The organism is Planktothrix sp. FACHB-1365 (assembly GCF_014697575.1).
Classification (GTDB): domain Bacteria; phylum Cyanobacteriota; class Cyanobacteriia; order Cyanobacteriales; family Microcoleaceae; genus Planktothrix.
In genome coordinates, this window is the sequence record NZ_JACJSC010000005.1 from 39,818 (window position 1) to 52,428 (window position 12,611).

A 12,611-nucleotide genomic window follows, 5' to 3' on the forward strand; every position below is an offset into this window, starting at 1 on the left:
TTGGCTCCAACCTTTCCCACTCACTTTGAGCAAGATGCAATAAAAGGTTATCTTCGTCATTGACAAATCTACTCAGATATGCAGAGAATAAATCTCTGTGCATCACTACACCTGTCACATCATAAGCCCCAGTAGCTGTTTCACCCCATACCACTGGCGCCGGTTGTCACCCTGCTGGTTGTCGCTTCTGGATTTTGCCTTGGGGCTGATTTCTTTGCCATTTAGGGACGAATAGCGGTTTTGTAGCTGCATAAAAGGTAAGTTTTTGGTATAAATGCTGTTGTCAAGTAAGTAGGGCGAAGCATTCCACCGATAGCCTTTGCTAAAACCCAGGAGTTAATAGCGGAATGCTTCGCCCCTACCAGGTGCTGGTGTCCCCCACAGTTTTGGGGGGTCAGCCCCCTCTCTCCCTCCCCAGATTTCCCAAAGCGCCAGCGCTACTACCTCCTGCCTGTTGATTTAGAGTCACAGTGTAACTCAATCAAAGCCGATATTGACCAATGTGATTAAATTTTTATTAAAAAATCATCTCACCCAGATATTTACCCAAAAAATAGATTAAAATTACCCTCACAAATTTACGTAAAAATACTCATGCTAATGACCTTAAGTCTCGAATAACACCGAAAAATTACAGTTGTCATTGGTGATTGGTCAAAAGTCCCTTGTCCGAAGGTCCCTTGTCAAATGACTTTTGACAAATGACAAAAATAAACTCCAATCCCCCTGAATTAACCTACCATGCGTCTGGATATCGAAACTTTTACGGTTCACAAACGCTTTCCTCTGACCATCAGTCGTGGCACTACCGCCCAAACTACTAATGTCTGGGTGCGGGTCAGCTCTGATGGCATCGAAGGCTGGGGAGAAGCGTCGCCATTTTCCGCTTCTGGAGCATTACAATCCACAGAGGCTATATTTGCCGCTTTGCAAGCAATTGCCCCAGTAGCGGCACAGTGGCATCCCTTAGATAGGCAGCAAATAGAGACATTTTTGCTCGAGCATAACGTCCCCTCGGCAGCCAGAGCGGCTCTAGATGTGGCCTTTCTTGAGCAAAAGTCTCTCAAGCACCGCTGACACCAGCGATTCTCCTCTTGGAGGAATGATGACCCCCTGCATTCCCTCCGTCCCTCCGAGGCCCTACGCCTGCTGGTGATTTAGTCCTCTTTCCAGAGATATCCCATTGACCATTTAAACAGCAAGCTACTGTCAGCTTGTTAGCTAAATATTTCACCATTTTACAGGATTGTTCCATTATCATAGAAATAAACATTTGTCAAGGTATTTTGGCTTAATTTACCAAATCTTTAAAATTATCTGGTGCCTGATGGCGGGGACAAGCCCCTGCCCTTGAGAATATTGTCAATATCCTCCCGGAAACGTTTATGTTTTTTTTGTGAAGATACCGTATAATCATTGACATGGCTGGTGGGGGAGGTTAGGATGTTGCCATTGGTTGATAGACCAAGGTTCGCCAAACCCACTTATGATATCAAGCCCTACTGCTTCGTTTATGAATAACTGGGGGGCAACCACACTTTGGTTCCCCCTACCGTAGGGGCAATCCCCCTGTGGTTGCCCCGGAATGATCCGAACGATACCCTTGGACTTGATATTACTTAGTCAACCAGAACTTTGTAGTAGAGTCCAAAATTATGATTAATCAGAACCTCAGCAAAAAGCTATCAGTAGCTGCCCTGGGAGCAGCAGTTGTCACTTTAGGAACAGTTGGTTCAGCAGAGGCTTCTTCCTTTGTCAGAGGTAGCATTACGAACCCTACCCCACAAACCACCACGGTTGATTATTGGAATTTCACTGTGAATACAGCCGGTACAGTCGCGATAGATGTTCTGGCACGTAGTTTTGACTTCGGAAACGGAGCCTCTGCTCTGGACTCCCAAATTTATCTTTTCAACAATGATGGTTCCCTAGACTCCAGCGATTTCATTACCAGCAACGACGATTACTATAGTAGTAGTGGATACTCGGATGGATCAACATCTGGTCTGGATTCCTATTTATCGCGGTTTTTGAATCCAGGAAATTATACATTGGCGATTTCTGATTTCTATTTTAGCCTGAGCGAGGCTATTGCTGGGATTCAGACGGACAGCAATTTCATCTATGGGCCAGGAGACTACCAAATCAGTTTCACTGGCGATGTCAGAATCGCTAGCGTGCCCGAGCCTGGTACTGTGTTGGGTCTGATGGGTTTAAGTGCTTTCGGTGCGGGTTCGATGCTCAAGCGCAAACATCAGCATAAAGCATGAGAAAAATCATCGCTGAATCATCTTAACTGATTTTTCTAGTAATAAGCATTATAAAGTTGTCTCGCTGCTTGAAAACGGGACAATAATTCTGATTCTTGCTTGCTGTCTACGAGTAAAGGAATTTCGGTAATGAACACCGTTGCTGTACTCCGTACCAACTCGCATCACCCCCAACTCGGTTTTTGGCTTGTTGCTCTATATTATACTAAACTGTGTGAAAATTGTGGTTCAAAATAATATTGACGGCGGTTAAAACCGATCGTGTCGCGTTTCCACCCCGCAATAAATTGACGGGGCTACCACGCGACCGGATGCAGAAGGTGTTTTTTAGTTCCAGAATTTCTCCTTTGACATCTACTGTGACTTTCTTGGAGAGATCCCCATTAGCTACAGCCGTTGTCACTTCGGCAATATTCCGCACTTGGGCTGTGAGGTTGCCTGCCATTAAATTAACTGAATCGGTTAAATCTTTCCAGGTTCCCGCAACACCTTTAACTTCTGCTTGACCTCCCAGTTTCCCCTCTGTTCCCACTTCCCGTGCTACCCGTGTCACCTCAGAGGCAAAGGAACTCAACTGCTCTACCATCGTGTTAATGGTCTGGGTTGTCTGGAGAAATTCTCCCTTGAGTTGTCTGCCATCAATATCTAAAGGAATAATTTGGGATAAATCACCATTAGCCACAGCCCGAATCACCCTGGCGGTTTCTGCCATGGGCTGCACCAAGTCGCTAATCAACATATTGATGGAGTTAATCGCGTCCATCCATTGGCCATTCGCATTATTAACGGTAGCTCGTTGGGTGCTTTTGCCCTCTTTCCCGACTACCGTACTGATACGCTCAAACTCTTCCACCATGCGTTCGTTGCGCTCAATAATATCGTTGAGTTTGTCGGCGACTTTGCCCGCTAACCCCGTTTTATTGATCGGCATTCGCACCGAGAAATCCCCCTTCTCAAAGGCATTGAGGATTTCAAGCAGTTGGGAGACATCCAGATCGTCGGTGTTGGGAGGGAGAGATGTAGTTACCATAATGGCTGGGTGGTGGAAAAAGGATAAGTAACTTGATCGCGGGATTAACTCTCACGATTTCAGCGTTAATAAAAAGTTTTTATGATTAATCCATTGTTGAGAGGCGATCACCCTTCAAATGGAAGTAGAATTGAGTAAAATCACTCAGCTTACTGATGGGAAACAAAAATATTAAAACTAGGACGCAGCTATCTACAACTTGCTCAGAAATGCTAGATCGATTAGCCCACGATATCACTGTATGGTTGTAGCATATACATATTTTGGCTTTTTTGTCAATACCTGAGCCTTTTAACCTTATTTTTCAGCTAGAGATTTGTATTTTCTTTTCCCGTCACCAGAATGTTTATTTTTTGTGGTTTAAAGAGGAGTAATCAGACTGTTAACGGGAAATCAATTTAAGATTGAAGTTTAGCTTTCGGACGCAAAAACTTCACAATTGAATATAAATCTGGGTCAGTTTTAGCTTCCTCCCGATAACGGGAATTTAGATCAATAGCCTGTTCTAAATGTTCAACAGCTAATTCCGTTTGACGTTGTTGAGCGTAACTAAGGGCTTTATTATAGTAAGCATCGGCATAATCAGGCTTTAATTCTAAGGCTCGATCTAAACTTTCTACAGCTTCTTTTCCCCGTTTTAACTTAATTAAAACATAACCTCGATAATTCCAGGCTTTAGAATTATCAGGATCAAATTCAATGGCTTGATCAAAAGATGTCATCGCATCAGAATAACGTTCAATGGCTTGTAACGCCATCCCCCGATTTAACCACGCCACCCCATCTTCGGGTTTGACTTTCACCGCTTGATCAAAGGCTTCAAAAGCATCTTGATGTTTTTGTAATTTACCATAACTTACGCCTAAATCCACCCAAGCTTGATGATAATCGGGTTTAATTTCTAAGGCTTTTTTATAGGATGCGATCGCTTCATTTTGACGTTTTAATCGACTTAAAGCCATGCCTCGATTTAGCCAAGATCGATAATCATTCGGTTGTAATTCTACAACTTGATGAAATGCTCCTAAAGCCTCTTCATAACGTCCTTCTGCAAACAAGACATTCCCCTGTTGTACAAAATCTTCAATATTTAAAAACAACTCCGGTTTATTCACTTTTAACCGTTCTAATTGCTCCGTAATTGTTTCCATTTTTTGCATCATGTCTGATACCGCCGATTCCACTAAAGCAGTGGGAGAAATTGCGGCTAATTCCTTAAGAATTTCATCTTTTCTTATTAAGGCTTCCGACTGCATCGCCACTAATTCTTGGTAAATTCCGGCTTTTTGAGTATTAGCATCCGCTTGAACTTCTGTTAACTGTTCCGTTAACATCGTATCAAATTTATCCAATTTCTTAAAGGTAGAATCCTTGCGGGTTTGTAAATCTCCTCTTAACTGTTCAATTACCCCATTAACATCTTGATCAAACTTCTCTAACCGTTGAACAATTCGTTCTTTTTGGGTTTTCCATCCCGCCTGACTATCGGCAATAATCCCAGCATATTCGGCTTCTAATTGTTGTAATCGTTGTAACTTTTCATCCACCTGGCTTTGGACTTGTTGTTGATAGGTCGCGAGTTGGGTTTCCGCTTGTTGTTCTAACTGTTGAATGCGTTGGAGTTTCTGCTCCATTTGTCCCTGAATTTTACCTTGAGAATCAGAGAGTTTTGTAACAGCATCATTGCCAAATTTCTCTAAATTTCTCAAAGCTAAATCAATTTGTTCCTGAGCTTTTTGTTCAGATTTAATCCGAATTTCTTCTAATTGGGGTGCAAAGTCCGTTTCATATCGTTCTAAACGAGCAAATACCCGATCTTTTTGGGTTTCGGCTTGTTTTTGCAGTTGGGATAACTCTTGAACTAATTCCGCTTCAATTTGTTGTAAATTCTTGCCAACGGTATTTTTTTGTCCTTGAACATCCGTTTGCCAACCGGATACCGTCTTTTTAAAGTCTGTACTCACTTGTTCTAAGGTTTGGAATAAGCGATCGCGTTGATGTTGGACTTGATATTGTAAATCCGATAATTGCGTTGTTAAAGCCGCTTCTGACTGTTTAAAATGTTCTAAAACCGTATTCTGCTGTTGATCCGCCTCTCCTTGTAATCCTGCCAAATGATTCGCGTAATTCGTTCCCAGTTGATCTAAATTTTGTAAGATCACATCCTGTTGATTACTGGCCCGGTTTTGTAACTCTGCTAATTGTTTAGAAAATTCAATTTCTAAGCGATGAATTTCCTGTTCCGCTTCTTGCGCTTCCTGTTGAAACTCTTGAATAGCTTGTTGACGAACCTGGGTTAATTCTGTTAACCATTCCCCTATTTGACTGCGATGGTCTCCTAATTCCTGCTGGAAATCATCAGCTTCTAAATGGAGATCTTGAGCAATCCGATCCGTTTCCTGAATCACCGCTTGCATTTGTCGATTTGCGGCTGCTATTTTTCCTTCTAAATCCCCTAATTCATTGAGATGATTTTTAACAATAATAGTAACTTCTCGGACAACAGAACGCCGCAATAACCATAATCCCACTAAGGTTGCTGCTAATAACACCCCTAACAGTGCTAATAACAAATTAAATAGCGTCATGGTCTGTTTAAAGGCCCGTTGAGCTTCCGCTTGAACCTGTTCTTGTAAACGCTGCTGTTCTCGCAGTTGTTCGAGTTCCTGGCTATCCTTGGGGGACAGGGTTTCGGTTGGAGTTGTGGGTTTTGGTGCTGGAGGCTTCGGGGGTTGAGACTGAGCAACGCTAACTCCCGCCGACATTAATACTAAAGTCAGGATAACGCTGCTGCGGGATACCCACGCCAAAAAATTAAGGCGCGTATCAGAGATGACCTCAGCCTCAAACCGTTGATGCTGTTGCGTGAATAGCTTTGTCTGTTTAACCAAGTCCGAGTTCTCCAACCCATCCTTTATAGTTTGACACATTTCGGGTTTGGGTTGACTGAAAATCAGTTATCAGTTATCAGTTATCAGTTTTTCTGGTTCCCAGGCTCCAGCCTGGGAATACTATATTGAGGCTCTGCCTCTATTATTTATTGGTTGCAGAGAGAGCCACCTTTTTAGTATTTCTAAGTGGAACCTAGAAACGATAGAAAATATGTTTTCTTACCACATCACAACTCGCTGTAATAATCGTGAGTTTCGTCTGACTCGTTTAGAATGCCGAGAAGTGTTTCTCTATGCAATTAAAAAAGTATTGATTAAATATCCGTTTAAACTTTATGCGCTGTGCATTATGAGTAATCATGTGCATTATCTGATGGAACCTGCTCAACCTCAAGATTTACCTAAGATTATGCACTTTCTGAACTGGTATACTGCTATGTGTTTTAATCGAATGTTAAATCGGACAGGACATTTCTGGGAGAAACGTTACCATAAAACGGCGTTTGAAAATACGGATACAAAACGGGCTTTAAATACATTACGGTATATTCATGCTAACCCAAAAGCTGCGGGGATGCAGTCGGGTTTTTTTTATGATTTTAGCAACTATGGAACCCATGACCGCTTAACAGATGATGGTTTAACTCAATGGCATCCAGCGTTTTTATCCTTGGGAAAAACCTTGGAAGAATGTGCAACGAAATATCGGGGTTTTTGTAAAAAATATCGCCCAAAACCTAAACCGGAACGGCGCTGTCATTGGGGAAGTAAACTTTTACCGAAAATTCTTAAGGGGAAAAAACATAAAAAATCCCCTGGACAGTTAACCCTTCCTTGGGACACTTGGGAACCTCCCGATGAGGAAATTCGAGCAGTGGCTAAAAAATTTGTTCTCGCTAACTGCTATGACCCTAATTATGCCCGTCAGTTCTTTGAATTTGACCCTTAAAGAGGCGTATTCCCCCCTAACAGGTAACGAAATGCTGAAATAACGAAAATTGGGTGAAACAAACCCCCAAAAACTCGACTTGACAAAGGGCTGAAATTGTTATAGATTACAGCTTACAGTTCTTGACGCGAGAGAAGAAGACCCAGATTGGACCAGTTACAGGGAGGTTAGGGAGGTGGCCAACTTATTTGTCCCACAAACTGCCTTCTCTTTCTTCGCCCCACGCGATCACCCAGCTTACATTCTGTTTCATAGTCTACCTTACCCCCAACTTCCAGCCAAATCTTTTTCTGGACACTGAAGCCAAAGCGGGACTTACTGTATTTTACCCATAACTGATCAATCGTGCGTAAATCCTCACAGGGGAAATTATTAATCGAGTCTATATTTAGCCACCCTTCCTCCTCTCTCCCTGCCACCTGAAGCATCACTCTGGCAGTTTCCAGGTCTGCTTCTTTCCACTGTCCTGCTGCGAGAAGTTGTTGCAATTTCTGATATCGGGATGGAACGGTTTCCAAATTATCAATCAATATTTCTAACCATTCTTCCACCGACTGAGGACGTTTATCGGGTTGTATTTCTAACCCCTTCATCACCGCTTCATGGACTCTATTACTAACATTAACAACTTGATTTAAAGGTTTTAAAACATCTCGACCCATTCCAGTTCTAACAAAAACAGGCGGTGGGACTTGATTTGTTAACAAACAATATAACGTCGCACTCAAACCATAAACATCTGTATATTCGCCACGTTTTGCTTGTTCATAGTATTGTTCAAGAGGAGCAAATCCATCACTCACAACATTAGTATGGGTTTGAGTTCTATTAGGAATAAATTCTCTGGCAATACCAAAATCAATTAACACCGCTTCGGTTTTTCCTTCCCGCTTCATAATATTCTGGGGTTTAATATCTCGATGCAATAGCCCCTTATCATGAACAACTGTTAAAGCATTACCAATTTGTTGAATATATCGTATCGCTTCCGCTTCGGGAAATGCACCCTTTTCCTGCACTAACTCCCAGAAGTCCTTTCCTGCTATATATTCCATTTCAATACAAGGTAAAGATCCCTCCCAAAAAACATTACCAATTTCCACAATATGGGGATGGCGGCAAACGGCGAGTCTGATAGCTTCTCTTTCAAACTTCCGTAAATATTCAGGGTTATCGAGGTACTTATCCAGTAAGGTTTTGAGGGCAATATATTGTCCTTTGGGGTTTCGCGCTAAATAGGTGATGCCAAACCCGCCTTCCCCCAGTTTTTTAATAATTGTATAGCGATCGCCATAAAGTGTTGTACCGGGTTGCCAAGCCATATTTTTTGAAATTGATCACTATTGTAATTATGCCATATTGATTGACTGAAAATATTACCTATTATTTTATTATTAGGATTTTAGCGATCGCTTTTCCCCCCGTAGTGAGTCCTTCAGGACTCTTATCCCCCGTAGTGAGTCCTTCAGGACTCTTAGCCCTAAAGGGCTTACTACATTTTAGCCCTAAAGGGCTTACTACGATTAGTTATTAATGGTTTTTTGGGGCTGTTCAATAACAGGTGGAGAGGGGGAAGGTGTCGGAGGTGAACTGGGTTTGAACAATGCCACCCAAGTACCAATCATTCCTAAAATCCCTGCTATTGCGGCTACAATTGTCCAAAATAGTACAGGTTCAATTTGAGGTAAAACTAGATTTTGATGCCCAGAAGGGAGAAATTTTAACCACTCGTTGATGGTTTGAGGTCTGTCTTCCGGGGCGAGTTTCAACCCTTCTAAAATAGCGGTATTGGTGCGATCGCTAATTTGAGAATTTAGTTGTTTGGGTGGAATGAGTTGGGCTTTTTGTAAACTCCGATCCATTGCACTAGCCGGAATAGTTCCAGTTAGTAAAACATACAAAGTTGCCGATAAAGAATAAACATCCGTATAGGGCTTTTGTTCACTATCAACATGATACAATTCCAAAGGTGCAAAACCATCGGCAGTTGAGGCTTTAACTGTTGTTAAAGGATTATCAAACCCTCGCGCTAAACCAAAATCAATTAAGACAACTTCCGATTTCCCAGCGCGTAAAACAATATTAGCAGGTTTAACATCTCGATGTACAAATCCTTTTTCATGCACACAAGTTAAAGCCGAACCAATTTGTCGAATATAGTCTAAAGCAACGGATTCGGGTAATATTTTATTAGGCAGATGTTCGAGAGTTTCTCCGGCAATATGTTCCATAGCCAAACAAACGCGATCGCCTTCTTTAAAAGACTCTTTAAGTTTAACAATATGGGGATGTTGGCAATGGGCTAATTTAGTTGCTTCTTGCCAGATTTTATCCTCTAAACGCTTGAGATCCGAGGGAATTAATTGATTGATTAAATCATCACTCAAGGTCTTGATCACACAGGTTTGGCCCTGTTTATCCCTAGCTAAATAGGTGATCCCAAACCGTCCCCGTCCCAATTCTCTAATAATCGTATATTGTCCGTTGCGTAACTGTTCCCCTGATTGCCAGCCCATCGCTCAATCCTTCTGATAAAATTATCGGGATCCCACGTCAAAAAATCAAGACGCTTATAAGACTGTGTAGAGACGTGCCATGGTACGTCTTATCTAGTGTACTATTTATTTCCCTGTTCCCTGTTCCCTATCTTCTGATAATGACCGAGAATCGTTAAACTTAATCCAAATAATCCTAATGATAAGGATACGGCGATGGCTGTAACTAAAATCATGGGTTGCGTCGCTTGGCGAACGGCGATCGCACAAAGTGCCCACATAATCACAAAAGGATAAGCCATTTCATCCCGTTCTATGATTAAAATCGCGGCTAATGTTCCTGCAATGATTAATAAAATTGCTGTCCAGAGTTCGGGTGAAATTCCTCCCCCTGTCCATTGCCAATTTTCTAACACTAAAGCCACATTAACAATCGTGGCAACAGTAATCCAACCGAAATAAATACTAATGGGAATATCGACACACCAGCGTTCTTTTTTTGAAACTCTAACTTTACCAATATTTAACCGTAAATATCCCACTATTAAGGAATTTAAAATAGCCAACATTGCCCCTAGGGACAGAAAAAACATTTGATATTGAAATAAAAATACCCAGACAATCTGGGCAATACAAGCTAAAACAATGGAAAAACCTAATTTTTGTAATCGAGGATTTTCACGGTTTTGAGGTAAACCTTGATATCCCGCAAACGCAAATAATCCTACATAAATTAAACCCCAAATTGCAAAGGCATAATTAGCCGGAATAATTTTAACATTCCTAAAAATAGTATTAGAAATTTCTCCAATGGTTAACCCATTAAAAGGAGCTATATTCGCTAATACGTTAATTCCGAAGGCGGCTAAAATTGCAGTGATATTTGCCCATTGTCTGACCGAGTTAAAATTAGAGTCAGGAGAATTAGTCTGCATTGCTCTTGAAAAATATAGCAGGGAATAGGGAACAGCTTACAGTTAATATGAAATCCAATTATAGATGCTACAGATGATCCTTCCTAACCCCCCTGTAGAGACGTGCCATGGCGCGTCTCTACTAGCCATGCTTAGTCTCTACAGGGGGGAATTTGTAGCATTCTTTTCAGGATTTCATATAAGCTGTGAAAGGGTTTTAGGATTGAGACCTGTCCTAGTAGCGTTATAGAAACGACTCTAACAAAAAAAATTTAGAGACACGATAAATCGCGTCTCTGAATCTGCTTTAATCGACTTTGAGCCGTTAACGATGAATGTTATTCAACGCCTTGGGACACCGAGGGACGAGAAATCCGACGGTTTAATTTCGGTTTAGAAGTCACTAATTGAGCTTCTTCCTCCTGAGCATCAAAGTCAGAATCTAACCAACTGGGGCGAGTTTGATCGTAAGCCAGTTGTAAGGCGGCGGCGGCGATCGCATGAGGATCATATTCCTCACCCAATTGCGCCACAATCGGTAAGAAAGAAGCCACCCGTTCGCCGGATAACGCTTCCCGCACCCGTCCTTGCAGACGTTCAATATAACGGGCTTCAATTTGCGAACGCTTAGGAATAGATAACACCGTAAAGTTATGGCGCAAATGACGCTCAATTAACCGCAGTTTCCGGCGATCAATCGGTTGAATCAGCGTAATCGCAATCCCATCCCGTCCGGCGCGACCTGTCCGACCAATGCGGTGAACATAACTTTCCGCGTTATCGGGTAAATCGTAGTTAATCACGTGGGTAAGATGATCTACATCTAATCCCCGTGCCGCAATGTCGGTCGCCACAATCCACCGTACTTGACGACGGCGGAAGCGTTGCAGCAGTCTTTCCCGTTGGGCTTGGTTCAAGTTGCCATGATATTCATCCACACTATGACCCGCCGATTGCAGGAATGTGGTTAACTCCGCAGCCGCTTGTTTGGTGCGGACAAAAATAATCGCCGATTCTGGATCTTCTAATTCTAAAATCGGTTGCAACGCCCGGGCTTTTGACCAGCCACGGGGAGCCATATAAGCACGTTGTTCAATGCGTTTGGGAGTGGCTTTGGGATTTTCGGCTTTAATGGTGACTGGATTTTTCAGGAATTTCTTCACCAGTTTCCAAATCGAAGGCTCCATCGTCGCAGAGAAAAACGCCGTTTGACGTTCTTCAGCTACAGATTCAAGAATTTTTTCCACATCTTGAATAAAGCCCATGCTTAACATTTCATCGGCTTCATCCAACACTAACCACTTAATCCGGTTTAATTTTAGATCGCCGCGATTGAGTAAATCTAAAATCCGTCCCGGTGTCCCAACGACAATTTGAACGCCTTGTTGTAAGCGTTGAATTTGTCGCTCAATGGACTGACCACCGTATACGGTTAACACATACAAGTTGCGATCATCGGTCATTTTCCGAATCGCTTCTTTAACTTGCATGGCCAACTCACGAGTTGGGGTCAGGATTAACGCTTGTACGCCTTTCGCACTTGTGTCTAGTTGCTCCAGAATGGGCAATGAGAAGGCGGCTGTTTTGCCCGTCCCGGTTTGAGCCAGTCCCACCACATCACGTCCAGCCAATATATGGGGAATTGCCTCGACTTGAATGGCGGTAGGTTCAGAAAAGCCTATTGTTTCCAGATAACTCGCTCGTTCTTCGGAAATTCCTAAGCTTGCAAAAGATGGACTCATTAATTCTCCTGTCTATGTGTTTTAGCCCGGTTCCTGACCTTGCCCTATTCAGTCGAGACACTGTTTACTACGATGCAGAGGTTTATTGGTTTTGCTATAACGCTTGACGTAGCTCTCTACAAAAGTTGAGTTACGTTGTCTCAGGGGCATCTTGGAACCTAATTACATTCCAAGGTCTTCAAAGTTCCTGAAGTCACTCTTAGTCACAACCTTTGAGGTTGTCTAGTCAATCAGACCCTTTAATAGACCATCTCTCTCTAGGATAACGCTTAATATTCAGAAACATAACAACAAATTTCTTAAAATTTGCCGCGATTTCT

General features: G+C 42.4%; 10 protein-coding genes. 3 read left to right on the forward strand and 7 right to left on the reverse strand.

The window, feature by feature from the left end:
• Window positions 1-741 precede the first annotated feature (741 nt).
• Together H6G57_RS08800 and H6G57_RS28925 are read left to right on the forward strand one after the other, a co-directional pair.
• Window positions 742-1,077, forward strand: coding sequence for a hypothetical protein (locus tag H6G57_RS08800; RefSeq protein ID WP_190517749.1), 336 nt, complete (start codon window positions 742-744; stop codon window positions 1,075-1,077).
• Between the two features lie 578 nt (window positions 1,078-1,655).
• Window positions 1,656-2,270: a DVUA0089 family protein gene (locus H6G57_RS28925; protein ID WP_242048920.1), complete on the forward strand. Its 615-nt coding sequence runs from the start codon at window positions 1,656-1,658 to the stop codon at window positions 2,268-2,270.
• 35 nt (window positions 2,271-2,305) lie between these two features.
• On the opposite strand, the gene H6G57_RS29375 is transcribed toward H6G57_RS28925, so the two are convergent.
• The 3 genes from H6G57_RS29375 to H6G57_RS08815 form a co-directional block, all read right to left on the reverse strand.
• On the reverse strand, window positions 2,306-2,428 hold the full coding sequence (locus tag H6G57_RS29375) for a hypothetical protein (protein WP_255528348.1): 123 nt from the start codon (window positions 2,426-2,428) through the stop codon (window positions 2,306-2,308).
• A 47-nt stretch (window positions 2,429-2,475) separates the two neighbouring features.
• Window positions 2,476-3,300, reverse strand: a complete 825-nt coding sequence (locus H6G57_RS08810; protein ID WP_242048921.1) for a HAMP domain-containing protein — start codon at window positions 3,298-3,300, stop codon at window positions 2,476-2,478.
• A 398-nt stretch (window positions 3,301-3,698) separates the two neighbouring features.
• Window positions 3,699-6,191 (reverse strand): tetratricopeptide repeat protein, encoded by a 2,493-nt coding sequence (locus H6G57_RS08815; RefSeq protein ID WP_190517751.1) that lies wholly within the window; start codon window positions 6,189-6,191, stop codon window positions 3,699-3,701.
• A 211-nt stretch (window positions 6,192-6,402) separates the two neighbouring features.
• Between H6G57_RS08815 and H6G57_RS08820 the strand changes: the two genes are divergently transcribed.
• Complete coding sequence (locus tag H6G57_RS08820; protein ID WP_190517753.1) at window positions 6,403-7,140, forward strand: transposase; 738 nt, start codon at window positions 6,403-6,405, stop codon at window positions 7,138-7,140.
• Window positions 7,141-7,307: 167 nt separating this feature from the next.
• Here the strand turns inward: H6G57_RS08820 and H6G57_RS08825 are convergent, their stop codons facing one another.
• From H6G57_RS08825 to H6G57_RS08840, 4 genes are all read right to left on the reverse strand, one after another.
• Window positions 7,308-8,462, reverse strand: coding sequence for a serine/threonine-protein kinase (locus H6G57_RS08825; protein ID WP_190517755.1), 1,155 nt, complete (start codon window positions 8,460-8,462; stop codon window positions 7,308-7,310).
• 201 nt (window positions 8,463-8,663) lie between these two features.
• Window positions 8,664-9,656 (reverse strand): serine/threonine-protein kinase, encoded by a 993-nt coding sequence (locus H6G57_RS08830; RefSeq protein ID WP_190517757.1) that lies wholly within the window; start codon window positions 9,654-9,656, stop codon window positions 8,664-8,666.
• A gap of 101 nt (window positions 9,657-9,757) precedes the next feature.
• Window positions 9,758-10,570 carry a tryptophan-rich sensory protein gene (locus H6G57_RS08835; RefSeq protein ID WP_190517758.1) on the reverse strand — a complete coding sequence of 271 codons (813 nt, stop codon included), beginning with the start codon at window positions 10,568-10,570 and terminating at the stop codon, window positions 9,758-9,760.
• Between the two features lie 317 nt (window positions 10,571-10,887).
• Window positions 10,888-12,291 carry a DEAD/DEAH box helicase gene (locus H6G57_RS08840; RefSeq protein WP_190517760.1) on the reverse strand — a complete coding sequence of 468 codons (1,404 nt, stop codon included), beginning with the start codon at window positions 12,289-12,291 and terminating at the stop codon, window positions 10,888-10,890.
• Between the last annotated feature and the right edge of the window lie 320 nt (window positions 12,292-12,611).